Genomic DNA, 15,687 nt, shown 5'->3' with positions numbered 1-15,687 from the left:
CGGCCCTCTTCAGCTTGTCGGGCAATGTCTTGATGTTGGCGCGCACGCGCGCGTAACGCCACCGAAGATGCAAAAAGGGACATTGGCCCGCGCAGGGTGTCAGGGGAGAAGAACATGAAATTATTCGGCGGCGCGAGACCCGTAACAGCCGGCAGGGCAATCGAGCTCGATTTCCTCCGCGGCATCGCCATTATCGCGGTGATGGGGTTTCACTTTCATGCTGTCCATACGAATAACTTTCTACTCCAGATTATTGAGTACCCGCTGAAAAATTTCGGACGTGAAGGCGTGAATCTGTTCTTCACGCTGAGCGGCTTTCTGGTGGGCGGTCTCCTGCTCAGGCAGTACGCCGAAAAAGGTCACGTCGACGCACGGCGTTTTATCATCCGGCGTATCTTTCGCATCTGGCCCGCGTATTACGTGCTGCTCGCTTTCCATCTGCTGGCGGGCCGCCACCCGTGGAATACGTTTCTGTTCCAGAACCTGGCCCATCTGCAGAACTATCTGGGCACCTCGATTACCCAGACCTGGAGCCTCGCGGTCGAAGAACACTTTTACCTCGTATTGCCGGCGCTCCTGTTGCTGTTCGCCCGCTGGCGTCTGGGCGTGTGGACCATCGTCAGCATCCTCACCGCAATCTGCGCGGTGGTGCTCACGGCACGCTGCTTCGCGGTGGCGGGCGGAAACCTGGAAGGCGCCTTCGCCTACACGCAGTACCGGATCGACAGTTTGCTGGTCGGCGTGATTCTGTCCGCGGTCTACTGGATGAGACCGGCCGTCTATCAGCGATTGGCGAAGCGCACGTGGTTGCTGGTCGCAATGGTCGCCGTGCTGTGCGCGTGGCTTGCGTTCGCGACGAAAAATCTGGCGCTGGACGAAAGCATCGGCTACACGATTCAGGCGCTCGGCTTTGCCGCGTTGCTCGTGCTGGCGCTCGAACATTCCGGATCGCTTCGCTCTTCGATGGCCTATCGCGCGATTGCATGGGTCGGCCTTTATTCTTACGGCATCTACCTATGGCATTCGCTTGCGCTCGCGCCCGGCGACATGCTGATTCACAAAGCGACCGCGCTTGGCCTCGCGCCGAGCCTGACGTGGATTCTTGCGCTGACCGCGCAGTTCGCGATCGCTATCCTGATCGGTTATGTGACCACGCGCGCGATCGAATTTCCGTTCCTGCTCATGCGCAACGCGCTCTTTCCGGAAAAGCGCAGCAGTGCGGTGCGCGAAGAGGCGCTCGCCGCCGAAGGCCCGCCATCGCGGCATCGGCAACCAACGACAACCCGCGCGCGGCCGGCCGCCGAGGGCACCAGTTCCACGACCGCAGAGCCCGCCGATCCGCGCATCGCGGTGCTCGCCGCGCGGCGCGGCGCCGAGCCGGGCGCGGGCAGCGAACCGGCCGGCTGATCGCGCGCGGGTTGTCGAGGGTTGTCGTTGATTGCCGTTGATTGCCGGCGTATGCCAGGGTGTGCCGGAATGTGCCGCGGGTTGCCGGCGTATGCCTGGGTGTGCCGGAATGTACCGCTGGTTGTCGGCGTATGCCAAGGTGCGCTGGAATGTGCCGCTGGTTGCCGACGTGTGCCAAGGTGCGCTGGAATGTGCCGCTGGTTTCAGGCCATCTGCTGAAGCAAGGTTTGCTTGAATTGCCCGAGCGTATGCCGCGACAGCAGATCTTCGCGTGCGAACGGGACGGCCTCGGGCGCATGCGGCCACGAGGTGGCGATTTCGGTGATGGCCTTGCCGATCGACGCCGTACTCAGGTCGCTCAATATCGGCCCCAGTTCACAGCGCCGGCTGAACCAGCCGATCAGCCCGTCTTCGGTCGCGATTACCGGCTTGCCGAAGCGGTACGCCTGCACGAGCACGCCGCTCATCCCGTAGTGTCCCTTGTAGCCCAGCCAGACAGCGTCGCAGGCGGAGAACAGATCGCGCTCGAGATCGTTTGAGATGAACGCGTCGAGAACCAGCGGTGCGGGTTTCAGGCCGCGGACGTGGTTGCGCATGAAATGGCGCGTGCCCGCGTCCTGCTCGCCGGCGACGATCAGCGTGGGGGCGTTGTCCAGACGCGTCAGCGCCTCGACCAGTTCGTAGATGCCTTTGCGCTCGGTGATGGCGCCGTACACCAGCAGGTAGTGCTGCTCGGGGTCCAGTCCGAGCCGTTCGCGGGCGAGCACGGGGTTTTCCGCATGTTCATCCGGAAAGGGGTCCGCCACGTAGGCGATCGCCGCGCTTGCCTTCGATGCGCTGCGCGCCGACCACTCCGGCAGCGTGGGATCGATGGTGAGCAGCGTGCGCAATCCCGCCGATCTCACCGCGCGTTTGAAGAGCTGCGCCTTGATCGCATTGACCAACGGACGGTCGGGCGCCTTGATGCCGACCTTGTGATGATGAAAGGTCGCGCGCATCGTGATGCCGATCCACGGCGTCTTGCCGAATGGCGAGCCGAGAAACGGCAGCGCATAAAAGAAATAGTCGACGTACGGAACGATCACGAGCCTGATCGGTTGCGCGCGGCTGACGATCTTGTACACGCGCTTGAAATAGCGGTGAAAGCGCCAGTATTCGTTGGGGTCGCGCAACAGGCCGCGGGGACGCTCCTCCGGATCGACAAACGCGATTTCCATGTCGCGCCGGTTGGCGGCGACGATCTGCCGGGCGAGCCGATGATCCTCGTTGGCGCTCTCGGTGGCGAGAATGCACGGATACCCGGCTTCCGCACAAGCCTGCATGGTCCACTCGACATAACGCCAGCGATGGCCGGTGAGATTGGGCTCGACAATCAGGACGTAGTCTTGTTCCATCGCGTCGGTTGACATGTGCGGCATGTGCTGTATGTGCGTTGTGGAAAAGCGCCAGGACGGCGGCTCTCGCGCACCCTCACGCGCATTGTTAACGGATCAACGTTAGCACCGCCGGTGCGAGGGGACCCGTCAATTTGACCTGATCCGTGGGTAAACGTACTAGAGCGCAATGGCTTCGGCTGAAGTGGCCTAGCTGATGGCGGTTGTTGCCGATTCTCTCGCGGTAAGGTCGTGGATGGAGTTCGATGAAAACGTCGCCAGCGTGGCTGGTGCACCTCACTCGTTATGCGTCGGCGGCATATCGCAGCGATTCCGTTCAATCGTTGCGTGGCCGGATTCAGCGGCGTTCCGATTCGACGGAGAAACAGCTTGCGGGCGATCAGGCTTCCGGCGCTTTCGATGGCGACCAGTTTCGGCGCGAGTGCGGCGACTTGGGTGCTGCTGCAGCAGTTCGTCGTGCGTGGACTGGTCGCGATCAAGTTTCTTGCGATTGGCCGGATGCTCGGACCGGCGGCGATCGGCAGCGTGAGCGTGGCGCTGCTCGCAGTAGCCATTGCCGAGGCGCTGTCGGACACCGGCCTCGCGCAGGCGGTCGTTCAAGGTGAACATCCGCCGACCCGTTCGCAACTCGGTGCGGTATGGACGACCCTGACGGCGCGCGGTGTGCTCATCTCGCTGCTGCTGGTCGCGCTGGCGCCGGTGCTGGGCAGCCAGTTTCACCTCGACGGCTCGCTTGTGTTGCTGCAACTCGCCGCGACGCTGCCGCTGTTGCGCGGCCTGGCTTCCCCCGCTTATTTCGTCGTGCAGCGTGAGCGGCGCTTCCAGCATATCGCCGGTGTCGAAGTGGCGGCGGCGTTTGTCGATTGTTCGGCCGGGCTCGCCTTTGCGTATTTCGGTGCCGGCGCGGCCTCGGTGCTGCTCGGTCTGGTGGCCGGCGAAACGCTGAAAAGCACGCTCACGTGGCTGACGATGAAGCCGCGCCCGCCGGTGCGCGCCGTGTGGTCGGGCATCGGTCAATACGTGGGCTTCAGCCGCTGGATCTGGGCAAGCAGTGTCATCAATCTGCTGCTGAATCAGTTCGACAAGGTGGTCGTCGGCAAGCTGCTCGGGCCGACGCAACTGGGCGGCTATCAGATGTCGTCGCGGCTCGCGCAAATGCTGCTGGCCGACGCCGCGATCGCCATGTCGCAATACCTGTTCCCGACGTTCGCGGCGCATCATCGCAGGAATCCGCACGCCGCGTCGCGGCTGATCAAGATCTATCTTCTGGTGATCGCACTGGGTCTGGCGGGATTCGTCGAAGTGCTGAGGCTGATTGCGCAACCGCTGTTCTCCCTGATTCTCGGTGCTGCGTGGCTGCCCGCGGTGCCGCTGTTCAGAATCCTGGTGATCAACATGGCGATCGGCGCGTTGATCGCGGTGCTGGTCGCGTATCTGCGTGCGGTGGGCGACGCGAAGGCGACCGTGCATGCATCGCTGATCCAGGTCGTTGTGCTGCTTATCTGCGTTCCTCTTGCAGTCCACTGGTGGGGTGTCACGGGGATCGCGTGGTCGATGACTCTCGGTCTTGGCTGCGCGGCGGCCTGGATGCTGTTTCGAACGCTGACTGCAAGGGCTTCATGATGCGTGTCCTTCATCTCGTTCTGGCGCCGCGGCTGTCCGGCGCCGAAGTCCTCGCGAAGGATCTCGCCATCGATCAGTGCGCCGACGGCATGGCGGTGTGCGTCGCGTCGCTGTTGCCGTCGCATGCGGAATACATGCCGCTGCGGGACGAACTCCAGGGGCACGGCGTGCTGTGCTGGTTTCCGCAGCGGCGGCATCGCGCGGCCCGCAAGCTGTGGAATCTGTTCTTCACGGTGCGCCGCTTCCGTCCCGACGTGATTTTCGCGCACGCCACGATTCCGTCGTTCTACGCACGCGCGTTGCCGCTTCGCGTGCCGGTCGTCTATGTCATGCATTCGGCGACCAATGACTTCGAGCGCCCGCTGTTCCGGCGCGTCGAACACATCCTCTCGGGACGTGCCCGGGCCGTGATCGGTGTCTCGCAGCAGGGCGTGACGGACTACGCGCAGACCATCGGACCGCATCCGTCGATGATTGTCGTTCCCAACGGCGTGGACCTCGCGCGCTTCGCCTTCACCGACGGTGGGGAACGCAACGGCCGCGCGCCGCAGATCGTGCAGATCGGCAGGTATGCGTCGGTGAAGAATCAGCTCCTGACGGTGCGCGCCTTCAGCGAGGTGCTCAAGCAGGTGGAAGACGCGCGCCTGACGTTGTACGGCGTGGTTGAAGATTCTGGCTATCAGCGTGCGGTCATCGAGCTGGTGGACCAGTTGGGTCTTGCGGACCGTGCCGTGGTTGCCGGGCCGCGCTCCGATGTGGCGAGCGTGCTGTCGGAGTCGAGCGTGTTCGCCATGCCGTCGCGCTCCGAGGCGCACAGCGTGGCGTTTCTTGAAGCGCTGGCTTCGGGCATTCCGATCGTTGCCAGCAAGATTCCGTCGTTTGAATTCGCGAACGGCTATCCGTGCGTTCAGCTTGTCGATACCGACAATGTGCAAAGCTATGCCGACGCCATTGTCATCGCGCTCGGGCAGGCGCGCGCGCAACGCTCGCTGGCCGGTTTGACGCTCAGGGATACCGCCGCCCGTTACCGGGCGATTGCGTATCAAGTGTGTCCTGCCGTGCCGGCCCGGTAGTGGGCTGGTGGTGGCGCGGTGGTGGCCCCCGGTAATGGCCCGGTAGTTCGCGGAAGGAGGCCGGGCCGCCGGCAGTCCTGGCTGGATCGATCGTTCAATGACGCTTCAATGATGGATTGCCGGGTTGCTCTCGTCGTGCGGCGGGGCGGGCGGAGGATCGGCCGTCACAACGCTCGCGACTTCCGACTCCCGCATGGCGCGCTCGACGAGGCGCTTTGCTTCTCCGCTGCTCGAATCGACGAGTAGCGCGTTGCCCGCGTTGTGCCAGACGCACGGCCATTGCGCGATGTATTCGCAGCCTCGCGCGACGCTGAGCAACGAGTCGCGCTGCTGTTCGCGCTCGCTCAGCGTGGAGCGCATGCGCAACGCGTCGGGGTTGCCCGGTTGGGCGGCGATGGCCGCCGAGAGCCTTGCTTTGGTCGCCGACAAATTGCTCTGTTGCAGATCGGCGCGCGCGGCTCGGAGATGCTTCGAAACGTCGGCGCGAGGTTTGTCCGGTTTGCTGACGGTGCGCTTCACATCGGGCGCCGCCGCTGCCGCTGCGACTGCCGCCGCAACCGCCGCGCGATGTGGAGCTGGCGGCGTCACGGCGGCGAGCCGCTTGGCAACGGCAACAGGCGGCTTCGCTTTCTGAACCATCACTCTGCCGGCTACCGCTGGGGCGCTGATGTCCGAGTCGCTGCTCTGTCTGATGAAGCCCAGATACGCGACGGATGCCAGCACGAGAGAGAGGATGCCAAGGGCCGCCGGCCGGAGCAGTCTTCGATGGCTGGGCACGGTGGCCGTCGGCTCGCACTCGCAGGTCAGGTAGAACGAATCGCTGACGGCCCTCGAGGATGGACGCCACGGCTTCGGCAGCGGCAGCCGCACCCGCAGCCGCGTGGCAGGCATCGGCCGGGTTGGGCCCAGCGCAATGTTGGTGGACGACGACGTGCTGGACGAAGCCAGTGCCGGGCGCACGTCGAGTGCATCGATTGAGCGCGCATGGCACCAAGGGCAGGACGTGAAGCGTCCGGCTAGCAGCGCTCCGCAGTGCCCGCATCGGGGGAAATCGTGCTGATCGGACGTGATGTCGCTAAGCATTGCCGTGTCGCAAACGGGCGTCGACTTCCGGCGCCGCGGTCAGAAAGAACAGGGCACAGCAACGAGGCTGCAACAGGGATTACTGCATGACGACGTATCCCCGCGCTTGCATGCAGGCCCCATATGCCGCCCAGTACCGTGTCATCGGCGGTTCGGGCGCCGGCAGCGGCGGCAGCGTCACATCGGACCCTTGGGCCGTCTGTGGCGCACTGGCCGCCGCCGTCTCCGAGGCGCCGCTCTTCGCGCTGCCCGACGCTGCCGCTGCCGAAGCCGTGGCGGTCGTCGTGGTGGTACCCGCGGTGGTCCCCGATGCCGCTGTCGCCGCCGTCGCCGTTGCAGCGCTCGCTGCAGGCGCGCTTGCCGCTGGCGCCGACGCGGCAGCAGGCATGCTCGCGCCCATCGGGATCGCTGAAAAGCTGCTGGGGGGCAACGGTGGCCTCGACGGGGCACCCGTCGACAAGGCTTTCGACGCCGCGGGTTTGCGCGGCGGAATTTGCGGTTCGTGGACGATGTCGACTTTCGTCTGACGGTTGGCGGTGGCAAAGCACATCGCCGTGTCGATGCTGTGCTGATACGGGCTCTGACTTCGAATCGGATAGATCACCGGCTGCCACGCTTGAGCAGCACTGCTGAATAACAGCAGCGACAGCAGCGTCAAACCGGTCGATATTCTTGGTTTCATCGCAGACGCTCCCACAGCGATGTTTCGGCGATCTCGGGCAGCTCCGCCGCCGCGCTTCGCAGGTATGTCTTCGCAGGTATGTCTCATGGCAGCAGAACCTGCCGCTGAAAGGCGGCGGATGAACGCCAAGGCTGCCTGATCAGCGTAACACCGCTCTTTGTCGACCGAATGCACCGGATAGCGCGCGAAAACGCCATCCTGCAGTCGAATCAGGACATATTTGTTAGCTGGCGGGCGGTTTGGCGCAATTTGTAGGGGATATCCCTGGGCGCGGACCGAGCCGGCAACTTTATTAAATCACTGTTTTTCAAGAACAATCAACGTCTTTCGAGGTCGAGGCGAGACCGGTGGAGCGCGTTCATTCGCTACCTGTTTCTGCAAATTCAGCCACGGGCAGCCACGAGCGCCGCGAAGCTATCCCGGGCACGGTCCCGTCGACTGCCGCACCTGCAATAGTGCACGCACCTCGTATCCGTGTTGCGGCCGTTTGCCGTCGAGTGCGTCGAGCAGGTGCTGTGCCGCGAGCCGTCCGATCTCGGCCGTGTCGACTCGCATCGTCGTCAGCGCCGGGCGCATTTCCTTCGCGATCGCGAGATCGTCGAAGCCTGTCACGGACAATTCGCCGGGAATCGCGATGCCCAGTTCCTCGGCCTCGCGCAGCACGCCAAGCGCAATGTGATCGTTGCCGCAGATGATCGCGGTCGGGTGCTCGCCCGGCAACTGCCAGATCGAGCGCAGGCTGCGCCGCCCGAAGCCGATCGTCGATTCGCCTTCGAACATGTGCTCCGGCCGTACGGCGAGGCCGTGGCGTTCGAGCGTCGAGCGGATGCCCGCGACGCGCGCCTGCACGCGATCGTTGTCGCGCGTCGGCTGGATGCAGACGGCGAACGAGCGGTGCCCGAGGCCGAGCAGATGCTCGGTGATCTCCGCGTAGGCCGCGTGATTGTCGAAGCCGATGCAGTCGTGCGGACTGCCCTCGCGATACGCATACGTGACCGCGTAGGGCACGCGATAGAGCCGCAATGCATCGAACAGTTCGGCCGGATGCGCCTCGCCCACGACGGCCATCGCCTCGACGCCGCGCGCGAGCATCGCGCGCACCTGCACGAGCGCCTGCGCCGGATCGTAGTTCGAACAGCCGAGCACGAGGGTGATGCCGCGTGCGGCGAACGCCGCCTGCATACCGCTCACCTGCGAGGCGAACACGTGGTCATCGAGCGTCGGAATGATGATGCCGGCAATGTGGCTGCGCGTGGAGGCGAGGGCGCGTCCCGCCGCATTCGGAAACCAGTTGAGCGTGAGCGCGGCATGCTCGACGCGCCCGCGCACGTTCTCCGAGACCTTGTCCGGCTCGTTGTAGACGCGCGACACGGTCGCCGTCGATACTCCCGCGAGCCTCGCGACGTCGGAAAGCACGGTGCGGCCCGTGTTGCGGCGGGCACGGCTGGTCGGGGTCCGGGCGGCGGGCGGCGGGTCGAAGGAGTCGGGCATCGGGTCGGGAAGCAGAGGGTGAGTTGGGGGAACGGCCGCCATCTTACCGCCGCATGCGCGCGCGACGCGTGAGCGAACATGGCCGTCGGCGCAGACGTTCCGGTTATCGCGAAGCTCTGACGGGAGACGCCCGTGAACCTAGCAGCCCGAACCGGGCGCGGCGATGCGCGCGCGGAAATGCTCGGTGCCGGCGACGATCTTGTCGAGCACCGCATCGAGCGCCCAGAAGCGTTCGCGCACGTCATAGTCGATCACGCGGCAGCGAATCGAGTCGAACGTGCCGATGCGCTGGTGGTAGATCTTCGCGAGCGCCGGATAGCCGAGTGCTTCGGATACGGCGGCGAGCACGAGAAACGTCGCCAGTTCTTCGGCAAGCGCCGGATCCTGAGCCGCATCGTTGCGCAGCCACTTGTACAGGTCAGGGTGGAAGTTCGTGAACACGCCGTTGAAGCCGGCCGAGCCGGCCTTCATCGCGTCCCACGCGATCGCCGCGTTCGCGTTCAGGATCTTCAGCGGCGAACCCTGCGCGAGCGCGACGCGCCGCTTGACGGTATCGAGATCGCAGCTCACGTCCTTCAGCATGATGAAGCGGCCGGTATCGATGCACATCTTCAGTTCGTCATCGGAGAGCAGCCGCCGGTGCGGCGCCGGGCATTCGTATAGACCGAGCGGGATGTCTGACGGAAGGCGCGCGAGGAGCCGCTTGAGATTCGCGGCGAAGACCTCCGTGCCCTCGCGCTTCGGGTCGAGCCGGTTGGTCACGAGCACGATGCCGTGAGCCCCCGTGCCCGCGGCGACGTTGAGCTCTTCGGCCTGGGCATCGGGGTCGTCGCTGATGTGGCCGGACACCACGACGGGAATGCGGCCCGCCACTTTCTCGACCACGAAGCGGCCCAGCGCGCCGCGCTCGGCGAGGCTCAGGAACTGCATCTCGCTCGACTGCGCGACGGCGAACAGCGCGTCGGAGCCGTGCGCGATATACCACTCGATCAGGCGTTCGAGCCCGGCGTAGTCGATCGCGCCGGAGGCGTCGAACGGGGTCAGCATCACGGGGACGATGCCTTCGATTGAAGTGGCGGTTTGCGTAGAGGTCGTCATGTTCATCTCTCGGGAAGGTTTGTATTGGCCGGGACGCGAACTGAGGTCACGCCGGCGCTCGAGCGGTGTCGGCACGCGCGGGCTGGTCCTCGATCGGCTTGCGCACGAGCAGCAGATAGCTCATCGCGCCGACGAACGCGATGCCCGCAGCCGTCAGCAGTGCGGGTACGAACGACCAGTTCTGCGCGATGTAGCCGGTCAGGATCGGCGCGAGCGCACCGCCTAAAAAGCCGCCGAAATTCTGGATCGCGCCGAGCGAGCCGACGCGGTTCGGCGGGGCGGCGGCGGTTGCGAGGGCCCAGGAGCTGGCGGATGCCGCGTTGGCCAGGAAAATCACCACCGAGATGCACACGATCGCGATCGTGTTGCTCTCGACGAGCGCAGCCGGAATCGTGAACGCGACCATGCCGAGCATCGCGATCACCACCGCATTGCGGCGGCTCGCGACGGGGCTCGTGCTGCGGCTCGTGATGAGGTCGGAAAACCAGCCGGCCGTGAGCGAGCCGAGAAAGCCGCAGAAGAACGGCACCGATGCCGCGACGCCCGTATGCATCAGGCTCATGTGACGCTCCATCGTCAGGTAGCCCGGCAGCCAGGTGAGGTACACCCAGTTCAGGTAGACCGAGCCGAAGAAGCCGATCAGCATGCCCCACGTCGTGCCATGCGAAAAGAGCGAACGCCAGTCGGCGAAGCTCACCGAGGGCGCCGGCTTGCGATCCGCTTCGTCGCCTTCGAGATAGCGCCGCTCGGCGTCGGTCATCGTGGCCTTTGCGGGATCGCGATATACCGCGAGCCAGACGACCGCCACGATCAGGCCGGCGATGCCCGTCACGATGAATGCCCAGCGCCAGTGAAACTGCACGACGATGATCGACAGGCAGAGCGGCGCGAGTGCCGTGCCGAGCGGGGACGCCGAGTTGAAGATGCCGGTCGGCTTGCCGCGCGCGCGCAGCGGAAACCAGTTGCTGACGACGCGCGCCGCCGACGGAAACTGCGGGGCCTCGCCGATGCCGAGCATGATCCGCGCAACGATGAACCAGCCGAAGGTCGAGACGAAGCCGCCGGCGGCCTGCGCGAGCGACCAGACGATCAGGCCGATGCCGAGCAGCTTGCGCGGACCGATCCGGTCGACGAGCCCGCCCACCGGCAACTGGAATAGCGCATAGCTCCAGGAGAACGCGGAGAGCAGCAGCCCCATCTGACCCAGCGACAGGCCGAGGTCATGGCGGATCAGCGAATTGGCGACGGCGAGCGTGCCGCGGTCCATATAGTTGACGATGCCGCTCACCATCAGCAGCGAGAGTGCCACGATCTGGGCGCGGCGGATTCTCGGCGGTGCCTGCTCGTGACTCGGGGTTGCGCTCATGATCGTTGTCTCCGTTTCATGTTTTGGGTTGAGATGTGGCGGGCCGCGCCGATGCGATGTCAGGCGGCGGGAAGAGATCCATGTTGGCGCTGCCGACAACAACGATGTGCTCCGGAGCGTGTTTGGCGCCGCTGCCGACGGGATCAGCATTTTTCAATGGAGACATCCTTGACGCATGTTAGCGCTTACATTTTGACTCGACGCCGAGGCATTAGCGTGCTGCTTTTCGGTTAGTCACGCACAAACGGCTTCGTGTTAGCGCTTACATTGTGTGTCGCACTGAGGGGTGTTGCAAGCGCGAGAGCGGGTTTGGCGGGTAAACACCGATCATCCGCGGCCGAACGCGCCACAACCTTTCCCATCGCACGGGAACAGTGCTGTACCGCACCATCGCTGTGCCTGGCCGCGTCAGGATATGTCGTGCCACCGACAGGATGCGTCACGTGGCATCGCTTTTTCCGGCTTCCTGGAACGCCGAACACCGAATTTCCCCGTGTGGCACGGCATATGCATATAGAGCCCGCATAGGATCAAAGTCGATCTATCTTCATTCGAATTAATAGCAGCAACCTCGAAACGGGCATTTGGACAACGGCGTCCCCCGAATCCAGTCATCTGATTGGGTTCGCGGGACGCTTTTTTTTCGGAACGACGATGACAGACAAAGCAACCCGCATCGACCTCTTCAGCCTGCGCACGCCACCGATGCGCGCTTTCCATCTGACGTGGATGGCGTTCTTCGTCTGCTTCTTTGCGTGGTTTGCCTGTGCACCGTTGATGCCGCTGATCAAGAGCGAATTCGGGCTTTCCGTCGACCAGGTCGCCAATATCAACATCGCCGCGGTCGCCGTCACGATCCTCGTGCGGCTGGTGATTGGTCCGCTATGCGACCGCTACGGCCCGCGCAAGATCTATTGCGGCCTGATGCTCGCGGGTGTGTTTCCGGTGCTCGGCGCGGCGCTATCCAGCGGCTATGAGAGCTTCCTGCTGTGCCGCCTGGGCATCGGTGCGGTCGGCGCCAGCTTCGTCATTACCCAGTATCACACCTCGATGATGTTCGCGCCGAACGTGGTCGGTACTGCCAACGCGACGACGGCCGGGTGGGGCAATGCCGGGGCAGGCGCTGCACAGGCGCTCGTGCCGCTGCTGCTGGCGGCGGTCATGGTGCTCGGCGCAGGACAGTCGTCGGCGTGGCGCCTTGCGCTGGTGGTGCCGGGCCTTGCGATGCCGGTCATGGCGATGTTTTACTGGCGCTTCACGCAGGATTGCCCGCAAGGAAACTTTGCGGAACTGCGGGCGCTCGGAATCGCGATCGACGGCGGCAAGAAGGGCGGTTGGGCGAGCTTTCGAGCAGCCTGCGCGAACTATCGCGTCTGGATGCTGTTCACCACCTACGCAGCGTGTTTTGGCGTCGAGGTCTTCATTCACAATGTCGCCGCGATTTATTACGTCGATCATTTCCACCTGTCGCTGAAGGCGGCGGGCATCGCCGCCGGCAGCTTCGGTCTGCTCGCCCTGTTTGCCCGCGCGCTGGGTGGCTGGCTGTCGGACAAGGTTGCCGCGCGTCGAGGCCTCGACGTCCGCGCGACTTTGCTGTTCGCGCTGATCGTTGGCGAAGGTTTGGGCCTCGTGGGCTTCGCGCACGCGGACAGCGTCGCACTGGCCGTGATCGCCATGCTGGTTTTCGGTCTGTTCACGCATATGGCTTGCGGCGCGACCTACGCGCTGGTGCCGTTCATCGACCGCAAGGCGCTGGGCGGCGTCGCGGGCGTGATTGGCGCCGGTGGCAATGTCGGCGCGGTGGCCGCGGGCTTCCTGATGAAAGGCGTCGGCAGCGTCCAGCAGACGCTGGCGATGCTCGGCATCCTGGTCACGCTTTCCGCGTTGTGTGCACTGGCGGTGCGCTTCAGCGGTGAACACAAGGCCCGCGAAGCGGCGCTACGCGAGCGCGCGCTGGCTGGCGCCGGCGCCAACAGTATTGCAAATTGACGGAACCGTCTTCGCATCAAGATTGCCGTTAAAGGTAAAGGTCGCGGAACGGGTGTCCGTCAGATCCTTGAGTGCATTGGCGCAATTGTGGGTCCGTGGTTCGGATCGCGGGCGCTTCGATTGCATGTGCCGGCGTCGTTGCCGGCGATCCAGGAAAGCCAGTATCCAGGCCATGCAGGCGATGACATTCGTCAGGCGCGCTGCACGGAGAAGGTGCTGCACCGCACTACCATTGTGCTTTGCCGCATCAGAATGCATCAAGCCGCTTTGGGCAGACGCGTCTTGCGATACGCCTTTCCCTTGCGCAGGGCTCAACGGCGGTGAGTTGTCCCGCATGGCATGGCCTTTGCGTAATCCAAGGCAGCGGATCAACGATGATCCGGTCAGCACGCACCAGAAGTCACTCTGTAGATCACTGCTTGTTTTGGACAACGGCGTCCCCGAATTCAGTCACTTGACGATTGAATCCGCGGGACGCCTTTTTATTTGCCGGACGAAAATCATGCCGCGAACCGCGTTGGAAATGGATGGGACTCCAGTCATGAACGTTATCGTCATTGGCCACGGCATGGTGGGGCACAAGCTCCTCGAATGCCTTGTGGACGACACGAGGTCCGCGCTGCACGTCACCGTGCTGTGCGAGGAGCCTCGTCCCGCGTATGACCGCGTGCATCTGTCCGAATTCTTTTCCGGCAAGTCCGCTGAGGACCTCTCGCTCGTCAAGCCGGGCTTCTTCGAGCGCGAGAACATGCTGCTCAGGCTCAACGCGAAGGCGGTTTCGATCGACCGGGAGGCCCGCACGGTGAGCATCTCGACCGGCGAGACGCTTTCCTATGACAAACTGGTGCTCGCCACCGGTTCCTCGCCGTTTGTTCCACCGATGGCGGGCAGCGATCGTGAGGATTGCTTCGTCTATCGCACCATCGAGGATCTCGAGGCGATGCAGGCGTGCGGCGCGCGGGCGAAGTCGGGTGTGGTGGTAGGCGGCGGCCTGCTGGGGCTTGAATGCGCGAAGGCGCTGCATGATATGGGATTGGCCGCGCATGTCGTCGAGTTCGCACCGCGGCTGATGGCGGTGCAGGTCGACGACGGCGGCGGACGGGTTCTGCGCAGCAAGATCGAGGAGTTGGGCGTGCAGGTCCATACCGGCAAGCACACGCTCGCGATCGTCGATGGCGAATCGGGCACCCACCGCATGCAGTTCGCCGACGGCAGCCATCTCGACACCGACATGATCGTGTTCTCCGCCGGTATCCGTCCGCGCGATGAGATTGCGCGTGCCTGCGGGCTGGAACTGGGCCCGCGCGGCGGCATTGCGATCGACGACACCTGCCGCACGAGCGACCCTGACATCTATGCGATCGGCGAATGCGCGGCGTGGAACGGCATGGTGTATGGCCTTGTGGCGCCGGGGTATGACATGGCACGCGTCACAGCGAAGCAATTGCTGGGCGATCAAGCCGGTTTCGCCGGCGCCGACATGAGCACCAAGCTCAAGCTGATGGGCGTGGACGTCGCGAGCATCGGCGACGCGCATGGCAAGACGCAGGGCAGCCGCACGTACCAGTTCAGCGACGAACGCAAGCAGGTCTACAAGAAGCTGGTGGTGTCCGAGTGCGGCAAGCAACTGCTCGGCGCCGTGATGGTCGGCGATGCGACCGAATACGGCACGCTGCTGCAGATGATGCTGAACCGCATCGAATTGCCGGACGCGCCGGAATTCCTGATCCTGCCGCAAGGCGATGGCAAGGCCAAACCCGGACTTGGGGTCGACGCGCTGCCCGAGGCCGCGCAGATCTGCTCGTGCAACAACGTCTCGAAGGGCGAAATCTGCGCGGCGGTGTGTGCGGGCGCGACCAGTATCGGCGCTGTGAAGAGCGCAACATGCGCCGGCACCTCGTGCGGCGGCTGCGTGCCGCTCGTCACCCAGGTGATGAAGGCCGAGATGAAGAAACAGGGGCTCGCGGTCAACAACCACCTGTGCGAGCACTTCCCGTATTCGCGCCAGGAGCTGTATCACATCGTGCGTGTCGAGGGCGTACGCAGCTTCGGCGAATTGCTCGCGAAGCATGGCCGAGGGCTCGGCTGCGATATCTGCAAGCCGGCGGTGGCGAGCATCCTCGCGTCGTGCTGGAACGAATTCGTGCTGAAGAAAGAGCATGCATCGCTGCAGGACACCAACGATTACTACCTCGCCAACATCCAGCGCGACGGCACGTATTCGGTCGTGCCGCGCATGCCGGGCGGCGAAGTGACACCCGACGGCCTGATCGCGGTCGGCCAGGTCGCGAAGAAATACGGTCTCTACACGAAGATCACCGGCGGTCAGCGAGTCGATATGTTCGGCGCGCGCGTCGAGCAACTGCCGCTGATCTGGGAAGAACTGATCGCCGCCGGTTTCGAATCGGGCCATGCATACGGCAAATCGCTGCGCACCGTGAAGTCGTGTGTCGGGTCGACGTGGTGCCGCTATGGCGTCGG

12 protein-coding genes are annotated in these 15,687 nt (G+C 64.3%); 5 read left to right on the top strand and 7 right to left on the bottom strand.

Annotation, left to right across the window (positions count from 1 at the left end):
- Positions 1–114: 114 nt before the first annotated feature.
- Entirely contained in the window at positions 115–1,407 is a 1,293-nt protein-coding gene (locus AC3WLT_RS23620) for an acyltransferase family protein (RefSeq protein WP_492594101.1), read from the top strand.
- A gap of 203 nt (positions 1,408–1,610) precedes the next feature.
- On the opposite strand, the gene AC3WLT_RS23615 is transcribed toward AC3WLT_RS23620, so the two are convergent.
- A complete protein-coding gene (locus AC3WLT_RS23615; RefSeq protein WP_492594100.1) occupies positions 1,611–2,816 on the bottom strand; it encodes a glycosyltransferase in 1,206 nt (401 codons plus the stop codon).
- Positions 2,817–3,170: 354 nt separating this feature from the next.
- Here AC3WLT_RS23615 and AC3WLT_RS23610 point away from each other — a divergent pair, with 354 nt between their 5' ends.
- A complete protein-coding gene (locus AC3WLT_RS23610; RefSeq protein WP_492594099.1) occupies positions 3,171–4,424 on the top strand; it encodes an oligosaccharide flippase family protein in 1,254 nt (417 codons plus the stop codon).
- Positions 4,424–5,497, top strand: coding sequence for a glycosyltransferase (locus AC3WLT_RS23605; protein ID WP_492594149.1), 1,074 nt, complete (start codon positions 4,424–4,426; stop codon positions 5,495–5,497). Before AC3WLT_RS23610 ends, AC3WLT_RS23605 begins: the two co-directional genes overlap by 1 nt.
- Positions 5,498–5,602: 105 nt before the next feature.
- On the opposite strand, the gene AC3WLT_RS23600 is transcribed toward AC3WLT_RS23605, so the two are convergent.
- From AC3WLT_RS23600 to AC3WLT_RS23575, 6 genes are all read right to left on the bottom strand, one after another.
- Entirely contained in the window at positions 5,603–6,580 is a 978-nt protein-coding gene (locus AC3WLT_RS23600) for a hypothetical protein (RefSeq protein WP_492594098.1), read from the bottom strand.
- A 79-nt stretch (positions 6,581–6,659) separates the two neighbouring features.
- Positions 6,660–7,262, bottom strand: a complete 603-nt coding sequence (locus tag AC3WLT_RS23595; RefSeq protein WP_492594097.1) for a hypothetical protein — start codon at positions 7,260–7,262, stop codon at positions 6,660–6,662.
- 414 nt (positions 7,263–7,676) lie between these two features.
- Positions 7,677–8,753 (bottom strand): LacI family DNA-binding transcriptional regulator, encoded by a 1,077-nt coding sequence (locus AC3WLT_RS23590; protein ID WP_492594096.1) that lies wholly within the window; start codon positions 8,751–8,753, stop codon positions 7,677–7,679.
- A 138-nt stretch (positions 8,754–8,891) separates the two neighbouring features.
- Entirely contained in the window at positions 8,892–9,851 is a 960-nt protein-coding gene (locus AC3WLT_RS23585) for a dihydrodipicolinate synthase family protein (RefSeq protein WP_492594095.1), read from the bottom strand.
- Between the two features lie 46 nt (positions 9,852–9,897).
- Positions 9,898–11,217 (bottom strand): MFS transporter, encoded by a 1,320-nt coding sequence (locus AC3WLT_RS23580; RefSeq protein WP_492594094.1) that lies wholly within the window; start codon positions 11,215–11,217, stop codon positions 9,898–9,900.
- A gap of 16 nt (positions 11,218–11,233) precedes the next feature.
- Entirely contained in the window at positions 11,234–11,374 is a 141-nt protein-coding gene (locus AC3WLT_RS23575; protein ID WP_492594093.1) for a hypothetical protein, read from the bottom strand.
- A 497-nt stretch (positions 11,375–11,871) separates the two neighbouring features.
- Here AC3WLT_RS23575 and AC3WLT_RS23570 point away from each other — a divergent pair, with 497 nt between their 5' ends.
- Together AC3WLT_RS23570 and nirB are read left to right on the top strand one after the other, a co-directional pair.
- Entirely contained in the window at positions 11,872–13,206 is a 1,335-nt protein-coding gene (locus tag AC3WLT_RS23570; RefSeq protein WP_492594092.1) for an MFS transporter, read from the top strand.
- Positions 13,207–13,747: 541 nt separating this feature from the next.
- The coding region (nirB, locus tag AC3WLT_RS23565; RefSeq protein ID WP_492594148.1) for a nitrite reductase large subunit NirB at positions 13,748–15,687 on the top strand (1,940 nt) is incomplete at its 3' end.

Source organism: Paraburkholderia sp. FW306-2-2C-D06C (assembly GCF_058781505.1).
Note: the sequence above shows the minus strand (reverse complement) of the source record. Positions and strands in the feature narration are given on the sequence as shown.

What these genes read in the sequence shown, in the direction of transcription:
- AC3WLT_RS23620 (WP_492594101.1), top strand. Translation starts at nt 115, where the DNA reads ATGAAATTATTCGGCGGCGCGAGACCCGTAACAGCCGGCAGGGCAATC.
- AC3WLT_RS23615 (WP_492594100.1), bottom strand. Translation starts at nt 2,816, where the DNA reads ATGTCAACCGACGCGATGGAACAAGACTACGTCCTGATTGTCGAGCCC.
- AC3WLT_RS23605 (WP_492594149.1), top strand. Translation starts at nt 4,424, where the DNA reads ATGCGTGTCCTTCATCTCGTTCTGGCGCCGCGGCTGTCCGGCGCCGAA.
- AC3WLT_RS23600 (WP_492594098.1), bottom strand. Translation starts at nt 6,580, where the DNA reads ATGCTTAGCGACATCACGTCCGATCAGCACGATTTCCCCCGATGCGGG.
- AC3WLT_RS23595 (WP_492594097.1), bottom strand. Translation starts at nt 7,262, where the DNA reads ATGAAACCAAGAATATCGACCGGTTTGACGCTGCTGTCGCTGCTGTTA.
- AC3WLT_RS23590 (WP_492594096.1), bottom strand. Translation starts at nt 8,753, where the DNA reads ATGCCCGACTCCTTCGACCCGCCGCCCGCCGCCCGGACCCCGACCAGC.
- AC3WLT_RS23585 (WP_492594095.1), bottom strand. Translation starts at nt 9,851, where the DNA reads ATGACGACCTCTACGCAAACCGCCACTTCAATCGAAGGCATCGTCCCC.
- AC3WLT_RS23580 (WP_492594094.1), bottom strand. Translation starts at nt 11,217, where the DNA reads ATGAGCGCAACCCCGAGTCACGAGCAGGCACCGCCGAGAATCCGCCGC.
- AC3WLT_RS23570 (WP_492594092.1), top strand. Translation starts at nt 11,872, where the DNA reads ATGACAGACAAAGCAACCCGCATCGACCTCTTCAGCCTGCGCACGCCA.